Genomic DNA, 16,244 nt, shown 5'->3' on the forward strand with positions numbered 1-16,244 from the left:
GCTAGGTCTTGAGCTGGGCCGCGCGGGCGGCCCGCAGGCGGGCGAAGTCGTCGCCGGCGTGATAGCTCGAGCGCGTCAGCGGCGATGACGACACCATCAGGAAGCCCTTGGCGCGGGCGTGCGCCGCGAGTTCCGAGAACTCGGCCGGCGTCCAGAAGCGGTCGAGCGCGGCATGCTTGGGCGTCGGCTGCAGGTACTGGCCGATGGTCAGGAAATCGACGTCGGCCGCGCGCAGGTCGTCCATCACCTGCAGGATCTCCTCGCGCGTCTCGCCCAGGCCGACCATCAGGCCTGATTTGGTGAACATCGCGGCGTCGATCTCCTTCACCCGCGACAAGAGCCGCAGCGAGGTGAAGTAACGTGCGCCCGGCCGGATCGTCGGATAGAGCCGCGGCACGGTCTCGAGATTGTGGTTGAACACGTCGGGGCGCGCCGCGACCACCGTCTCGATCGCGCCCGGCTTGCGCATGAAGTCCGGCGTCAGCACCTCGACCGTGGTCTTCGGCGCCGACTGGTGCAGGGCATTGATGACGGCTGCGAAGTGCCCCGCCCCGCCGTCATCGAGGTCGTCGCGATCGACCGACGTGACGACGACGTGGCCGAGGCCGAGCTTGCCGACCGCTTCGGCGATATTGGCCGGCTCGTGCGGGTTGAGCGCGCCCGGCTTGCCGGTGGCGACGTTGCAGAAGGCGCAGGCCCGCGTGCAGGTCTCGCCCATGATCATGAAGGTCGCGTGCTTCTGCTTCCAGCACTCGCCGATGTTGGGGCAGGCCGCCTCCTCGCACACCGTGGCGAGGCCGTACTGGCGCATCAGCCTCTTGGTCTCGGCGTATTCCGGCGAGTTGGGCGCACGCACCCTGATCCAGTCCGGCTTGCGCGGAATCGGATTGTCAGGCCGATGCGCCTTCTCGGGATGGCGTTCGGCGCGGCTGAGCGGGGCTTTGTCGAGCGTGCCGTCCATTTCAGAACCGATAAAAAACCGCCCTAGATATGGAGCGTCCGGCCGTACGCCGCCAGTACCGACTCGTGCATCATCTCCGACAGGGTCGGATGCGGGAACACCGTGGCCATCAGCTCGGCCTCGGTGGTCTCCAGGGTCTTGGCGACCGAATAGCCCTGGATCAACTCGGTTACTTCCGCACCGATCATGTGGGCGCCCAGCAGCTCGCCGGTCTTGGCGTCGAAGATCGTCTTGATGAAGCCCTCGGGCTCACCAAGGGCAATCGCCTTGCCGTTGCCGATGAACGGGAACTTGCCGACCTTGAGCTGCAGGCCCTTGGCCTTGGCCGCTGCTTCGGTGAGACCGATGCTCGCGACCTGAGGCTGGCAATAGGTGCAGCCCGGGATGTTCTCGGTCTTCATCGGGTGCACGCCCTTCACGCCGGCGATCTTCTCGACCACCATCACGCCCTCGTGCATCGCCTTGTGGGCGAGCCACGGCGGGCCCGCAACGTCGCCGATCGCGTAGACGTTCGGCTCGCCCGTGAAGCCCCACTGGTCGATCACGATGTGGGTCTTCTCGACCTTCACCTTGGTGCCTTCCAGCCCAAGGTTCTCGACATTGCCGACGATGCCGACCGCGGAGATGACGCGATCGACCGTGATCTCTTGGGTCTTGTCGCCGATCTTGATGGTCGCGGCGACGTTGTCGGCGCCCTTCTTCAGGCTCACCGTCGCGCCGGTGAAGATCTTCATGCCCTGCTTCTCGAAGGCGCGCTTGGCGAAGGCCGAGACCTCCTCATCCTCCACGGGGAGGATGCGGTCGAGCACCTCGCACACCGTCACCTCGGCGCCCATGGTGCGGTAGAAGCTTGCGAATTCGATACCGATCGCGCCCGAGCCGATGACCAGCAGCGACTTGGGGAATTCCGGCGGCACCATCGCTTCCTTGTAGGTCCAGATCAGCTTGCCGTCGGCTTCGAGGCCCGGCAGGTTCCGCGCCCGCGCGCCGGTTGCGATGATCAGGTTCTTGTAGGTGAGCGTCTGGCTCGACTTGTCGTTCATCGCCACGGCGAGCTTGCCGGCGCCGGCAAGCTTCGCGGTGCCGTCGAACACCGTGATCTTGTTCTTCTTCATCAGGCCCTTGACGCCGTTGCTGAGCTGGTTCGCGACCTTGCGCGAGCGCTCGACGATTTTCTTGGCGTCGTACGACACGTCCTTGACCGACAGACCGTAGGCGTCGGCGTGCTTGATCAGCCCGTAGACCTCGGAGGTGCGCAGCAGTGCCTTGGTCGGGATGCAGCCCCAGTTGAGGCAGATGCCGCCCATTTGCTCGCGCTCGACCACCGCGGTCTTCATGCCAAGCTGCGCGGCGCGGATCGCGGCGACGTAGCCGCCCGGCCCGCCGCCCACGATGACGATGTCGAAACTGGTGTCAGCCATGGGGGACTCCTAGCCCCGTCGTCCCGAGCGGAGCGAAGCGCAGTCGAGGGACCTATTCAGATGGCAGTCGTTGCATGACGAGGTCCCTCCACTACGCCGCGCTTCGCGCGGCTCCGGTCGGGACGACGGATGGGTGTTCATCGCACTACACCAGCATCGCCGCCGGCTGCTCGATATAGGCCCGCAGCGTCTGCAGGAACTGCGCGCCCATCGCGCCGTCGACCACGCGATGGTCGACCGCCAGCGTGCAGCTCATCATGTTTCGGATCACCATCGCGCCCTTGCGGACGACGACCCGCTCCTCGCCGACGCCGACGGCCAGGATCATGGCCTGCGGCGGGTTGATGATCGCTGCGAACTCCTTGACCCCGAACATGCCCAAATTGGAGATGGTGAAGCCGCCGCCCTGGAACTCGTCGAGCTTCAGCTTGCCGGTCTTGGCGCGCCCGGCGAGGTCCTTCATCTCGATCGAGATCTGCGCCACACCCTTCATGTCGGCATTGCGCACGATCGGCGTGATCAGGCCTCGGTCGGTGGCGACGGCGACCGAGATGTCGACCGCGCCGTACTGGATCATCTCGTCCTCGGTCCACGAGGCGTTGCACTCGGGATGATCGCGCAGCGCCTTGGCGCAGGCCTTGATCACCATGTCGTTGACCGAGACGCGGGCGTCCTTCTTGCGCGCGACCTCGTTGATCGCGGCACGCGCCGCCAGCAGGGCATCGATCTCGTACTCCACCGTGAGGTAGAAGTGCGGCACCGTCTGCTTGGACTCGAGCATGCGCCGCGCGATGACCTTGCGGACGGCGGTGTGCGGGATGCGCTGGTCGCCCGGCGCGGTAATGATCGGTACCGCTGGTGCGGCCGACCTCGGAGCGGCCCTCGGCGCCGCGGCGGGTGCCGCTGCCGGGACGCCCGGCTTCGCGCTCTCGACATCGGCCTTCACGATGCGGCCGTTCGGGCCTGAGCCCTTGAGGCTGGCGAGATCGATGCCCTTCTCCGTCGCGATGCGCTTGGCCAGCGGCGAGGCGAAAATGCGTTCATGCTCCTTTGGACCGCGAGCCTCTGGCTCGCTCATGAGCGCGCTGGAAACGCGCGGTCCGGAAGACGAAGAGGCTTGGGCCTTCGGCGCTTCCTGCTTGGCCGGTGCGGCCGCAGGCGGCGGCGCGCCCTTCACTTCGGTTTCGCCTTCCTCCAGCAGGATGGCGATGACGGCATTGACCGGCACACCTTCAGTGCCCTCGGGCACGATGATCTGGCCGACCTTACCCTCGTCGACCGCCTCGACCTCCATGGTCGCCTTGTCGGTCTCGATCTCGCAGACCACCTGGCCCGACTTGACCTCGTCGCCGACCTTGACATGCCACTTGGCAAGCTTGCCCTCGGTCATGGTGGGCGAGAGCGCGGGCATCAGGATGTTGATCGACATGGACCGTCTCTAGCGATTGCAGACTTCGCGGGCAGCCTTGACGATATCGTCCGGCTGCGGGAGCGCCATCTTCTCGAGGTTCGCCGCGTAGGGCAGCGGAATGTCGAGCCCGGCGACGCGCTTGACCGGCGCGTCGAGCCAGTCGAAGGCGTGGTCCATCATCTGTGCGGCGAGCTCCGAGCCGATGCCGGCAAACGGCCAGCCCTCCTCGACCGAGACCAGGCGGTTGGTCTTCTTGATCGAGGCGACAATCGTCTCGGTGTCGAACGGGCGCAGGCTCCGGAGATTGATCACCTCGGCCTCGATGCCGCTCTTGGCCAGCTCGTCGGCCGCCTGCAATGCCTTGCCGACCATGATCGAGAAGGCGGTGATGGTGACGTCCTTGCCCGGCCGCTCGACCTTGGCCTTGCCGATCGGCAGCACGAAGTCGTCGCCCTCCGGCACGTCGAACTGATGGCCGTAGAGAATCTCGTTCTCGAGGAAGATCACCGGATTGGGATCGCGGATCGCGGCCTTCAACAGGCCCTTGGCATCGGCCGCGCTCCACGGCGCCAGCACGCGCAGGCCCGGCACGTGGGCGTACCAGCTCGCGTAGCACTGCGAATGCTGGGCGCCGACGCGCGCGGCGGCGCCGTTGGGGCCGCGGAAGACGATCGGGCAGCCCATCTGGCCGCCCGACATGTAACGCGTCTTGGCCGCCGAGTTGATGATCTGGTCGATCGCCTGCATGGCGAAGTTGAAGGTCATGAACTCGACGATCGGCCGCAGCCCGCCGAACGCCGCGCCGACACCCAGGCCGGCGAAGCCGTGCTCGGTGATCGGCGTGTCGATCACGCGCTTCTCGCCGAACTCCTCGAGCAGGCCCTGGCTCACCTTGTAGGCGCCCTGGTACTGCGCGACCTCCTCGCCCATCAGGAAGACCTTGCCGTCGCGCCGCATCTCCTCGGCCATCGCATCGCGCAAAGCCTCGCGCACGGTCATGCGCACGGTCTTGCCCTTCCACTCCGGCTCGGCCGCGGGAGCGGCGACAGCCGGCGCCGGCGGCGCAGCCGCAGGCTTGGCCTCGGCCTTGAGGGCTTCTTCCTTCGGTGCTTCGGCCTTGGCGGCTGCAGCCGCCGGCGCCACCTTGGCCGCGTCTGACGCGGCCTTCGCGGCGTCATCGACGCTCTCGCCTTCGGCGGCGAGGATCACGATCGGCGCGTTGACGGCAACGCCTTCGGTGCCCTCCTCGACCATGATCTTGGCGACGGTGCCCTCGTCGACTGCCTCGACCTCCATGGTCGCCTTGTCGGTCTCGATCTCGCAGATCACCTGGCCCGACGTCACCTTGTCACCGACCTTGACGTGCCACTTGGCCAGCTTGCCCTCCGTCATGGTCGGCGAGAGGGCGGGCATCAAAACGGGAATCGACATCGATCAGGCCTCGGCGAGCACGTCGGTCCAGAGTTCGGAAGGGTCGGGCTCGGGGCTTTGCTGCGCGAACTCCGCCGAATCGTTGACGATCTTGCGGATCTCCGCATCGATCGCCTTGAGCGCCGCCTCGTCGGTCATCCTGCCGTCGAGCATCAGCTTGCGGGCATGGTCGATCGGGTCGCGCTCGGTGCGATACTTGTCGACTTCTTCCTTGGTCCGGTACTTGGCCGGGTCGCTCATCGAATGGCCGCGATAGCGGTAGGTCTGCATCTCGAGGATGTACGGCCCCCGCCCGCTGCGCGCGTGATCGACCGCTTTCAGCCCGGCGGCGCGTACCGCCACCACGTCCATGCCGTCGACCGCCTCGCCCGGGATGCCGTAAGCCTGGCCATGCCGGTAGAGCTCGGTGATCGCCGTCGAGCGCTCAACCGAAGTGCCCATGCCGTAGCGGTTGTTCTCGATGACGTAGACGACCGGCAGCTTCCAGAGCGCGGCCATGTTCATCGCTTCGGAGACCTGGCCCTGGTTGGCCGAGCCATCGCCGAAATAGGTCAGCGAGACGTTGTTGTCGCCGTTGTACTTGTGCGCGAAGGCGAGCCCCGTGCCGATCGGCACCTGGGCGCCGACGATGCCGTGGCCGCCATAGAAGCTCTTCTCGCGGCTGAACATGTGCATCGAGCCGCCCTTGCCCTTGGAGTAGCCGTCGCGGCGGCCGGTCAGCTCGGCCATGACGCCCTTGGGATCCATGCCGGCGGCCAGCATGTGGCCGTGGTCGCGGTACGAGGTGATGATCGCGTCCTTGTCGATGATCGTCGACTGCATGCCGACCACCACGGCTTCCTGGCCGATGTAGAGGTGGCAGAAGCCGCCGATCAGGCCCATGCCGTAGAGCTGGCCGGCGCGCTCCTCGAAGCGGCGGATCAGAAGCATGTCGCGATAGAAGGACTTGAGCTGGTCGGGGCTTACACTGTTGCTGCCGGGCCCGGGCTGGGACGATTCGGATTTCGCCGGTGGTGCGTCCACCGTCGGCTTGGTTGCCGGTTTTGCCATGGCGTTTCCCCTCGGATAGCCCCGCAGCGGCTTATAGCATCGCCTGTGCCGATGTGGTTGATCTAGCTACAAAAAACCAGAGTGGCGCAGAATGCAGCGCAGCATTTGAGAGATTGTTTGCTTAACGATGATGACGCCGGACAGTTTCTTTCCGATAGCCGCCGTGCGGCTCCGGGCCGTGCCACGGAAGGCGCGTCAGCGCGTCGGCGTGAAGACGATGATGTCGTCCTTGCGCGCATAGTTCAGCAGCGCGCGTGCCCGTTCGTCGAGCATATCGGGATCGAGACTCTGGTTGCGCAACGCAGCGACCCGGCGCTCCCAGATCTTTCGCGTCGTCTCAGCCTCGGCGAGATTCTGATTGGCGATCAGCGTCTCACGCTGCAGGTGCGCCATGGCCAGCAGGCCGCGATCGCCATTCACCAGGTGATAGCCGAAATAGCCGAACACCGTGGCGAACAGCACGGGAGCCAGAATCTGACGCGGCCTCAACAACATATGCGCTTTTCCTGCAGGGATAAGGCAACATATGGTGTGGCAAAGTCAAGATAAACCGAAGCGAATGCGGCGATTGTGCCGGCCCTTGTTGTCGATCTTGAGGATGCGGATCGGACCCGAACCGCCGGTCGAGGCGAGATGGGTGCCGCCGCAGGCCTGGCGATCGAGGCCGACGATCTCGACGACGCGGATCTTGCCGTCGGGCGTCGGCGGCGGCGCTACCGAGCGGCTGCGTATCAGGCCGGGCGTCGCCTGCGCCTCGTGCATCGGCAGGTAGACGAAGTTCACTGGGATGTCCTGACGGATGAGATCGTTGATCGGCGCCTCGAGCGCGCGCAGGCGATCGTTGTCGGCGGCGGGCACGTCGAAGTCCATGCGCGCGGTGCCGTCCTCGGCCATCTGCACGCCGGTCACAAGCGCACCGTCGAACTGCTGGAAGACGAGCGCGTTGAGCACATGGCTGGTGGTATGGAGCTGTCGCATCTTGCTGCGGAAGTCCGGATCGACGACGGCCTCGACGCTGCCGGTCGCCTCGCCCGGCACGTCAAGCAGATGCCACAGCTTGCCGGCCGAGACCTCGAAGCCGGTGACCTTCGCCTCGCCCCCGCTCCACCGAATGACGCCGCGATCGGCAAGCTGTCCGCCGCCGCCGGGATAGAACGGCGACTCGGCAAGCGCGACCTTGCCCGACCGCGCATCGGCGACCGTGGTCTCGAGCGTCAGCGTCTCGGGATGGTCATGGCAATAGAGATGCATTCCCCGCACATAGGGCGCTGCCGGTCGAACGTATTGGTCAAAATTGTCCGCTGTCGTCCTGAGCGAAGCGAAGGACCTAACGCTCGCCACGGAGTCGCTGTGACTAACGCTGGATCCTTCGCTTCGCTCAGGATGACAGAGCGGCGGCCTTGGCGAACCGCAGCGGCGTGATGCCGTAGCAGCGCTTGAAGTGCTTGTTCAGCGCGCTCTGGTCGTAGAAGCCGACCGCGGTCGCGACCTCAGCCAGCACCGGCGAATGGCGGAGCTGCCGGCAGGCCATGCCGAGCCGCACCTGCGTGAGGTATGCATGCGGCGTCAGCCCGGTCGTCCGCTTGAACAGGCCGATGAGCTGGAAGGTCGTGAGGCCGACGCCGGCCGCGAGATCCTCGAGGTGCAGGTCGGTCGCGTATTCCTCGCGCATGCGTTCCACGGCTCTAGCCAGCAACTGGCGGTCGCGCGGCGGCGCCTTGATAAGGGTGCGGCCGCTGCCGTGGCGCTGGAACAGCGTGCCGAACGTGCCGACCAGCAGCTCGCGCTCGCTGAACACGTCGCGGCCGTCCTCCAACGCGAGATGCATGGCGTGGAACGCCTCGATCAGGTCGGGGTCGGCGAAGGTGTTGCGGATGAAGTACGGCACCTCGCTGATGCCGAGCTCTTCGGCGATACGGTCGAGAGCGAGGCGCGTCAGGTAGAGCGAGCGATACTGCCAGCGCATGCTGCGGCCCATCCAGCCGCCGTGCGGCTCCTCGGGATTGAACACGAACAGCGTGGCGGGCGTGGCGTCCTGCAGCTCGCCGCGGCTCTTCACGACCGAGCCGCCCTGCTCGGTGACGGCGATCACCAGGGCGTCGTGCGTGTGCTGCGGATACTCGTGCGTCGTGAAATCGGCGCTCATCAGGCTGAGACCGGTCAGGTGGCGGTCCCACCAATACTCCGTCGAATTGTGCGGATCGACGCGCGGCATGGCGCAATTCTTACCAATACCGCCCGGCACCGCGCCACTAGCGTCCGTTCATGCTCACCGAAGCGCAGGTCCAGGTCCGCGACATGGTGCGACAGTTCGCCCAGCGCGAATTGGCGCCGTCGGCGGCCGAGCGCGACCGCACGCCCCGCTTCCCGCGCGAGGCTTTTACGCGCATGGCCGAACTCGGGCTGTTGGGCATGACCGTACCCGCCGAGCAGGGCGGCGCGGGCAGCGACTATGTCTCCTACGTGCTGGCGATCATGGAGATCGCAGCGGCCTGCGGCGCCACCTCGACGGCGTTCCAGGTCCACAACTCCCTGGTCTGCCTCGGCCTGCTGAAACACGGCACGGCCGAGCAGAAGGAACGCTGGCTGCGCCCGCTGGCCCAAGGCCAAATGCTCGGCTGCTTCTGCCTGACCGAGCCTGGCGCCGGGTCCGACGCGGCGGCGATCGCCATGCGCGCGACCAAGGCCGGCAACAAGTTCGTGCTGAACGGGACCAAGCAGTTCATCACCTCGGGCCGCAGCGCCGATACAGCGCTGGTCTTCGCCGTGACCGATCCGGCGGCGGGCAAGAACGGTATCTCGGCGTTCATCGTGCCGACCGACTCGCCCGGCTATACCGTGGCGCGGGTCGAGCACACGACGGGCCAGCGCTCGTCCGACCACTGCCAGATCGTCTTCGAGGGCTGCGAGGTGCAGCCCGAGCAGATGCTGGGCGCCGAAGGCGACGGCCTCAGGATTGCGCTCGGCGGACTCGAAGGCGGCCGCATCGGCGTCGCAGCGCAGTCGGTCGGCATGGCCCGCGCTGCCTACGAGGCGGCGCTGGCTTATGCCCGGGAGCGGCGCACCTTCGGCAAGCCGATCATCGAGCACCAGGCGGTCGCCTTCCGGCTCGCCGACATGGCGACGCGGCTGCAGGCTTCCGAGCTGATGGTGCTGCACGCGGCGCGCCTGCGCGACGAGGGCGTGCCCTGTCTCAAGGAGGCCTCGATGGCCAAGCTGTTCGCCTCGGAGGCAGCCGAGCGCATCTGCTCGGCGGCCATCCAGATCCATGGCGGCTACGGCTATCTCAACGACTTTCCGGTCGAGCGCATCTATCGCGACGTGCGGGTGTGCTCGATCTACGAAGGCACGTCGGACATCCAGCGACTCGTGATCGCCCGGGAGCTCACCGCATGATCGCCCGCACCTGGCGCAGCAGCGCGACGGCCGCCAACGCGCCCGCTTACGTGAAGCACTTCACCGAGACCGTCGTGCCGCAGCTCGAGGCCCTGCCGGGCTATCGCAGCGCCTATCTGCTGCGCCGCGAGACCGATGGAGAGATCGAGCTGGTCGCGTTGACCCTGTGGGAGTCGCGCGCCGCGATAGAGGCCTTCGCCGGCCAGGACATCGGCCGCGCCCACGTGGAGTCGCAGGCGCGCGCCATGCTGACGTCGTTCGACGAGTCAGCCGACCACTACGAGGTCGCGTACGGCTAGCCGCGGATGATCGACTTGCCGGCGTAGCGCGCCTGGGTGCCGAGCTGCTCCTCGATGCGCAGCAGCTGGTTGTACTTGGCGAGGCGATCGGAGCGCGACAGCGAGCCGGTCTTGATCTGGCCGCAGTTGGTGGCGACGGCGAGGTCGGCGATGGTCGCATCCTCGGTCTCGCCCGAGCGGTGCGACATCACCGCGCCGTAGCTCGCATGGCGCGCCATCGACACCGCTTCCATCGTCTCTGTGAGCGTGCCGATCTGGTTGACCTTCACCAGGATCGCGTTGGCGAGGCCGCCCTTGATGCCGTCGGCGAGCCGCTTGGGGTTGGTGACGAACAGGTCGTCGCCGACCAGTTGGATCTTCTTGCCGAGCTTATCGGTGATCGCCTTCCAGCCGGCCATGTCGTCCTCGGCCATGCCGTCTTCGATCGACACGATCGGGTACTTGGCGACCAGCGCGGCGTAGTAGTCGACCATGCCGCCGGCATCGAGCGACTTGCTCTCGCCTTCGAGCTCGTACTTGCCATTCTTGTAGAACTCGGTCGAGGCCGGATCGAGCGCCAGCACGACATCGTCGCCCGGCTTGTAGCCCGCCTTCTCGATCGCCTTCATGATGAAGCTGAGCGCCTCGTCGGCAGTGGCGAGGTTGGGCGCGAAGCCGCCCTCGTCGCCGACATTGGTGTTGTGGCCGGCGTCGTGGAGCTGGCCGCGCAGCGCATGGAACACCTCCGAGCCCATGCGCAGCGCCTCGGCGAAGCGGTCGGTGCCGACCGGCATGATCATGAATTCCTGGATGTCGATCGGATTGTCGGCATGCGCGCCGCCATTGATGATGTTCATCAGCGGCACCGGCAGCAGCGAGGCCTGGCTGCCGCCGACATAGCGGTAGAGCGGCAGGCCGCACTCGGCCGCCGAGGCCTTGGCGGCGGCGAGCGAGACACCGAGGATGGCGTTGGCGCCGATCCGGCCCTTGTTGGGCGTGCCGTCCAGTTCGATCAGCGCGCGGTCGAGCTTGATCTGGTCGGTCGATTCGAGGCCGGACAGCAGGTCCATGATCTCGCCGTTCACCGCGCCGACCGCCTTCAGCACGCCCTTGCCGCCGTAGCGCTTCTTGTCGCCGTCGCGCAGCTCGACCGCCTCGTGCGCGCCGGTCGAGGCACCCGACGGCACCGCGGCGCGGCCCATGGCGCCGCTCTCCAGCTCGACTTCGACCTCGACCGTGGGATTGCCACGGGAATCGAGGATTTCGCGGCCGCGGATATCGACAATGGCGCTCATGGGGGCACTCCGGTTCAGACGTTCCTCCCCATTCAAATGGGGAGGTGTCGCCGTCTTCGGCGACGGAGGGGTGAGAGGCGCCAGCACGGGCGTTCATGACCCCTCCGTCAGCGTATGACGCTGACACCTCCCCATCTGAATGGGGAGGAATGTCTGCTCTCTAGCCGCTGTGCCGCCGATTTTCTAGCGCCAGGCGCTCTTCAGCGCCTGGTCGGTCTTCCACTTCTCGACGCCCGCAACATCGTCACAGGAGAAGGCCTGCGGATTCTTGCGCGGGGTCCCCTCGATCCAGGCGAAGACCAGGCATTGCGTCACGGCTTGGTCACCCTGCCTGGCCTCGAACCGCACCTCCGCCGTCGCCGCCGAGCCGGTCTTGGCGTCGCCGTAGTCCTCGACCGCCGGTTTGATGTTGCCGATCGTGCGGTCGGCCGCCTTGGTGTCGGCATACCACTTGGCGAAGTCGGCGAACTGATCGCCGGCGACACCTTTGCCGTCGGCCGTCACGTAGGCCTTGAGGTCCTTGACCAGCGCCTCGGTCGCCGCGTTGGCCTTGGGCTCGGCTGCCTTGCGCCGCTCGGCGAGCCGTGCCTGCAACGACTTCAGGAGATCGGCATTCGACGGCGGCGCCGGCGTAGCCGCCGCCTGCGCCGAGGGATCGAGCCGCTTGATCGGCGCCTTGGCCGCCTCGTTGTTCAAGGTCACGGCCTCGGTCGGCGTCAGCTTGCCGACGGCGTTGTAGCCATGGCCCTTCTGCCACTCGGCGATCGCCTTCATGGTGGCTTCGGACCCGAGGTTGGCGTCGATCGGGCCGTTGTACTTGTCGAGCGTGCGCAGCGATTCCTGGATCTTGCGCCGGTCGGGCTCGGGGCTCTGCAGCACCGTGGTGTAGTCGGGGCCGCGCGTGGCGCTGGCGACCGGTGCAGGCGCCGGCTGGCCACCGTGCGGCAGCGGCGTCGGCACGCCGTTGTTCCACGAGCAGGAGCCCGGGTTCTGGAAGCAGCGCTCGACCTCGGCCGCACTTTGCGCCGACGCGACGGCCGGCGCGAGAACGATCAGGCCGAGCAGCAGGCCGCGCATCTCAGAGGCCGCCATACATGTTGGCGGCGAGCTGCGACGGCAGGCCGATCGCGATGACGACCGGTTGGCCGCGCTGCGTCTGGCCGCGGGCGATGATGTGGTCGTTGGGGCTGCCGGTGTGGCTCTCATAGGTGCCGCTGCCGGAGAACTTGCCCTGGAAGCAGCTCAGCGAGAAGCGACCGCTGCGTGGCCCCTCGTTGGTAAAAGTACCCTCGCACACCGGCTCAGACCGCGCGTTGTCGAGCGCGAAGGTCACCGAGCGGTCGCGCCCGAGCAGCGCGCCATAGCGGGCGGTGCCGTTCAGCCGGGCGACATTGCCGCGGTCGTCTCGGTAGAAGATCGAAGCCGGGCCGTAGGCCTGGTCCGGCAGCGCCTCGCGCGGCACGACATAGGCGCCGTCGCTGATGATCACCTGGCACTGGCAGGCGACGCCGTAATTCTCGCCGAGCGGGCCGAGCTGCTGCAGCTTGGCGTTGCAGCTGGAAAGGGCCATCTGCTTCACCTCGCTCTCGCTCATCTGGTTGCGCGTGTAGGTGTCGGCGTAGAGGAAAGAGCACTGCTTGGGCATCGGCACCGCCACCGACTTATGGCTCGCCGCCATGGTCTCGGTGTTTTCCCAGAAGCGCTGGGCCATCTCGGGGAAGCGCAGGAAGATCGGATCGCGGCGCTCCGCCTTGCCGTAGGACTGCGCCCAGGCGCCAGCCGCCAGGGTCATCAGCCCGGCGAAGACGAGAAGGATTTTTCGGCTCATGGCGACAATCCAGCCGAAGAACTTGGCTTAAATAGGACCCCGAAAGGGTCCCTTTCGTCAAACGACCGTTAGACCAGGCGGCTTTGCGCCTTGGCCGCCCCGATGAACGAGCTGAACAACGGATGCGGCGCGAACGGCCGGGACTTCAACTCGGGGTGATACTGGACGCCGATGAACCAGGGATGGTCCGGCAACTCGACGATCTCCGGCAGCACGCCGTCCGGCGACATGCCGGAGAAGCGCAGGCCGACCTGCTCCAGCCGGTCCTTGTAGTTGACGTTGACCTCGTAGCGATGGCGGTGGCGTTCGCTGATCACGTCCTGCCCGTAGATCTCGTGCACCTTGGTGCCGCGCCGCAGATGCGCGTCGTAGGCGCCGAGCCGCATGGTGCCGCCCATGTCGCCGTTGGCCGAGCGCTTCTCGAGTTGGTTACCCTTGATCCATTCGGTCATCAGGCCGACCACCGCATGCTCGGTTGGGCCGAACTCGCTCGACGAGGCGTTCTCGATGCCGAGCAGGTTGCGCGCCGCCTCGATCACCGCCATCTGCATGCCGAAGCAGATGCCGAAGAACGGCACCTTGCGCTCGCGGGCGAACTTCACCGCGTGGATCTTGCCCTCGGTGCCGCGCTCGCCGAAGCCGCCCGGCACCAGGATGCCGTGCACGTTCTCGAGGTGGCTGACGGCGTCGTCGCGCTCGAAGATCTCGGAGTCCATCCACTCCAGCCCGACCTTCACGTTGCTGCCGAAGCCGCCATGGGTCAGCGCCTCGGAGAGCGACTTGTAGGCGTCGAGCAGCACCGTGTACTTGCCGACCACCGCGATGGTCACCTTGCCCTCGGGCTCGCGGACCGAGCGGACCACGCCGCGCCAGCGCTCGAGATTGGGTTCCTTGTCGGCCAGCCCGAAATACTTGCAGACCTCGCGGTCGAAGCCCTGGTCGTGATAGGCGATCGGCACCTGGTAGATGGTGTCGACGTCGCGCGCCTCGACCACCCGCTCCGGCTTGACGTTGCAGAACAGCGCGATCTTGCGCCGCTCGTTGGCCGGGATCTCCTTGTCGCCCGAGCGGCAGACCAGCAGGTCGGGCTGGATACCGACGCTCAGCAGCTCCTTGACCGAATGCTGGGTCGGCTTGGTCTTGAGCTCGCCTGCCGTCGGCACCCAGGGCAGCAGGGTGAGATGCACGTACATCACGCGCTCGCGGCCGAGCTCATTGCCGATCTGGCGGATCGCCTCGAGGAAGGGCGTGCTCTCGATGTCGCCGACCGTGCCGCCGATCTCGACCAGGACGAAGTCCTCCTTGTCGGTGTCGGCGGTGACGAATTCCTTGATGGCGTCGGTGACGTGCGGGATCACCTGCACTGTGGCGCCCAGGTACTCGCCGCGCCGCTCGCGGGCGATCACGCTGGAATAGATGCGGCCGGTGGTGATGTTGTCGCTCTGCCGCGCATCGACACCGGTGAAACGCTCGTAATGGCCGAGGTCGAGATCGGTCTCGGCCCCGTCGTCGGTCACAAAGACTTCGCCGTGCTGATACGGGCTCATCGTGCCCGGATCGACGTTCAGGTACGGATCGAGCTTCCGCAGCCGCACGCGGAAGCCGCGCGCCTGCAGCAGCGCGCCCAGCGCTGCCGACGAAAGACCCTTCCCAAGCGAGGAAACCACGCCGCCCGTTATGAAGATAAAGCGCGCCATGGGCTTACAGCCTACTAAATCTGGTTGAAGACGGCCATGGGGATATCCTCCCGCCGGAGGAGCTTCGGCGGAGGGAACGGTCGGTCATCGAGGTTGTTCCTAGCGGGTCGGCGCTGTCGGCGCCGAGGGGGTCGCCGGAGCCGCGCCGCCTGGCGCTGGAGCCGCTCCACTCGGAGCCGGCGCCGTTGCGCCACCGCCTGCCCCCGGTGCAGGGGCTGCCGGTGCGGAAGTCGGCACGTTGTCCATGATCGAGCGGGTCGAGCGCTGACCGGGCTCGCCGACGCTCCAGGCCATCAACAGGCTCAGGAAGAAGAAGATACCGGCGAAGATCGCGGTCATGCGCGACAGCACGTTGGCCTGGCCGCGCACCGAGAACAGCGCATCGGTGCGGCCCATGCCGAGACCGCCGCCCTCGCTGCGCTGAAGCAGGATGACGACGATCATGGCGGCGGTGACGCCGACATGGATGATCAGCAGCACCAGGCGCCAATCGTGGAAGAAGGCTTTTACGCTGTCCATTTTCGCGCCGCGCTTCTAGCCGCTTTAGGCTGCCTTGGCGATAGCCAAAAATTCATCGGCCTTGAGACTCGCCCCGCCGATCAGCGCACCGTCGACATCGCCGGCCGCCAGCAGCTCCGCCGCGTTGCCGCCTTTTACCGAGCCGCCGTAGAGGAGCCGCACTGCGGCCGCATCGCCCATCAGCCCGCCCAGCACCTTACGAATATGCGCGTGCGCTGCGGCGACTTCCGGCGTGGTCGGCGTCTTGCCGGTGCCGATCGCCCAGACCGGCTCGTAGGCCACCACCAGCTTCGCTGCGGTGGCACCGGCCGGCACGCTGCCCTTGAGCTGGGTCTCGAGCACGGTGAGCGTCCTGTCCGCCTCTCGCTCGGCCAGCGTCTCGCCGATACAAACGATCGGCAGCAGCCCGGCGCGCCACGCTGCCTCGGCCTTGGCGCGGACGGTGGCATCGGTCTCGCCGTGATCGGTGCGCCGCTCCGAATGGCCGACGATGACGTGGCTGGCGCCGGCATCGCGCAGCATCTCGGCCGAGACGTCGCCGGTATGGGCGCCGCTGGCCTTGGCATGGCAGTCCTCGCCGCCGACCAGCAGGCCGCTGCCCTTCGCCGCCTCGGCGACCGCCATGACCAGCGTGGCCGGCGGGCAGACCAGCACCTCGCGATCGAACCAGCCGGCCTGCTTGACACCCGCCGCCACGTCCTTGGCAAGCGCCAGGCCGTCGGCCTTCAGGCCATTCATCTTCCAGTTGCCGGCGATCAGCGGACGGCGGGTGCGGGCCATGAATACCTCTTATCGTGCAGCCAGGGTGTCTAGCAGTTTGCTGAAGAACCTTCCGGTTTTTCAGGATTGATGATTCCATAGCGTGGTTTTTGCTGTGGAGCATGGGCAATGCGCGGTGAGTTCCGGGATCAGGGCGGTCTGTTCTCCTACATCGACCCCGAGAGCCGCATTCCGGCG

The 16,244-nt window shown here is 66.7% G+C and carries 16 protein-coding genes; 2 read left to right on the forward strand and 14 right to left on the reverse strand.

Annotated features, from left to right (window positions below; translation table 11 throughout):
• Position 1: 1 nt before the first annotated feature.
• From lipA to J0J01_RS27115, 8 genes are all read right to left on the reverse strand, one after another.
• Entirely contained in the window at positions 2 to 961 is a 960-nt protein-coding gene (gene lipA / locus J0J01_RS27080; protein WP_296386497.1) for a lipoyl synthase, read from the reverse strand.
• 23 nt (positions 962 to 984) lie between these two features.
• Positions 985 to 2,382 carry a dihydrolipoyl dehydrogenase gene (gene lpdA / locus J0J01_RS27085; RefSeq protein WP_296386500.1) on the reverse strand — a complete coding sequence of 466 codons (1,398 nt, stop codon included), beginning with the start codon at positions 2,380 to 2,382 and terminating at the stop codon, positions 985 to 987.
• 145 nt (positions 2,383 to 2,527) lie between these two features.
• Positions 2,528 to 3,811 carry a pyruvate dehydrogenase complex dihydrolipoamide acetyltransferase gene (locus tag J0J01_RS27090; protein WP_296386502.1) on the reverse strand — a complete coding sequence of 428 codons (1,284 nt, stop codon included), beginning with the start codon at positions 3,809 to 3,811 and terminating at the stop codon, positions 2,528 to 2,530.
• 9 nt (positions 3,812 to 3,820) lie between these two features.
• Entirely contained in the window at positions 3,821 to 5,224 is a 1,404-nt protein-coding gene (locus J0J01_RS27095; protein ID WP_296386503.1) for a pyruvate dehydrogenase complex E1 component subunit beta, read from the reverse strand.
• A gap of 3 nt (positions 5,225 to 5,227) precedes the next feature.
• Entirely contained in the window at positions 5,228 to 6,274 is a 1,047-nt protein-coding gene (pdhA, locus tag J0J01_RS27100; RefSeq protein WP_296386505.1) for a pyruvate dehydrogenase (acetyl-transferring) E1 component subunit alpha, read from the reverse strand.
• Between the two features lie 195 nt (positions 6,275 to 6,469).
• The gene (locus J0J01_RS27105) at positions 6,470 to 6,736 is read right to left on the reverse strand and encodes a septum formation initiator family protein (RefSeq protein WP_296386507.1); all 267 of its coding nucleotides are present in this window, start codon (positions 6,734 to 6,736) and stop codon (positions 6,470 to 6,472) included.
• Between the two features lie 78 nt (positions 6,737 to 6,814).
• Complete coding sequence (locus J0J01_RS27110; protein ID WP_296386509.1) at positions 6,815 to 7,525, reverse strand: alanyl-tRNA editing protein; 711 nt, start codon at positions 7,523 to 7,525, stop codon at positions 6,815 to 6,817.
• Positions 7,526 to 7,652: 127 nt separating this feature from the next.
• Positions 7,653 to 8,489 carry an AraC family transcriptional regulator gene (locus J0J01_RS27115; protein ID WP_296386510.1) on the reverse strand — a complete coding sequence of 279 codons (837 nt, stop codon included), beginning with the start codon at positions 8,487 to 8,489 and terminating at the stop codon, positions 7,653 to 7,655.
• A gap of 50 nt (positions 8,490 to 8,539) precedes the next feature.
• Here J0J01_RS27115 and J0J01_RS27120 point away from each other — a divergent pair, with 50 nt between their 5' ends.
• Both J0J01_RS27120 and J0J01_RS27125 read left to right on the forward strand, forming a co-directional pair.
• Entirely contained in the window at positions 8,540 to 9,670 is a 1,131-nt protein-coding gene (locus J0J01_RS27120; protein WP_296386512.1) for an acyl-CoA dehydrogenase family protein, read from the forward strand.
• On the forward strand, positions 9,667 to 9,969 hold the full coding sequence (locus tag J0J01_RS27125) for an antibiotic biosynthesis monooxygenase (RefSeq protein ID WP_296386513.1): 303 nt from the start codon (positions 9,667 to 9,669) through the stop codon (positions 9,967 to 9,969). Before J0J01_RS27120 ends, J0J01_RS27125 begins: the two co-directional genes overlap by 4 nt.
• Here J0J01_RS27125 and eno read toward each other — a convergent pair.
• The 6 genes from eno to tpiA form a co-directional block, all read right to left on the reverse strand.
• Entirely contained in the window at positions 9,966 to 11,243 is a 1,278-nt protein-coding gene (eno, locus tag J0J01_RS27130) for a phosphopyruvate hydratase (RefSeq protein ID WP_296386515.1), read from the reverse strand. The two genes, J0J01_RS27125 and eno, sit on opposite strands and share 4 nt — an antisense overlap.
• 183 nt (positions 11,244 to 11,426) lie before the next feature.
• Positions 11,427 to 12,335, reverse strand: coding sequence for a hypothetical protein (locus J0J01_RS27135; RefSeq protein WP_296386517.1), 909 nt, complete (start codon positions 12,333 to 12,335; stop codon positions 11,427 to 11,429).
• Entirely contained in the window at positions 12,322 to 13,071 is a 750-nt protein-coding gene (locus tag J0J01_RS27140) for a hypothetical protein (protein WP_296386518.1), read from the reverse strand. Before J0J01_RS27140 ends, J0J01_RS27135 begins: the two co-directional genes overlap by 14 nt.
• 68 nt (positions 13,072 to 13,139) lie before the next feature.
• The gene (locus tag J0J01_RS27145; protein WP_296386520.1) at positions 13,140 to 14,768 is read right to left on the reverse strand and encodes a CTP synthase; all 1,629 of its coding nucleotides are present in this window, start codon (positions 14,766 to 14,768) and stop codon (positions 13,140 to 13,142) included.
• Between the two features lie 99 nt (positions 14,769 to 14,867).
• On the reverse strand, positions 14,868 to 15,287 hold the full coding sequence (gene secG, locus J0J01_RS27150; RefSeq protein WP_296386522.1) for a preprotein translocase subunit SecG: 420 nt from the start codon (positions 15,285 to 15,287) through the stop codon (positions 14,868 to 14,870).
• Positions 15,288 to 15,311: 24 nt separating this feature from the next.
• On the reverse strand, positions 15,312 to 16,067 hold the full coding sequence (gene tpiA / locus J0J01_RS27155) for a triose-phosphate isomerase (protein ID WP_296386523.1): 756 nt from the start codon (positions 16,065 to 16,067) through the stop codon (positions 15,312 to 15,314).
• Positions 16,068 to 16,244: the final 177 nt, after the last annotated feature.

Source organism: Reyranella sp., from assembly GCF_017305915.1.
Lineage (GTDB): Bacteria > Pseudomonadota > Alphaproteobacteria > Reyranellales > Reyranellaceae > Reyranella.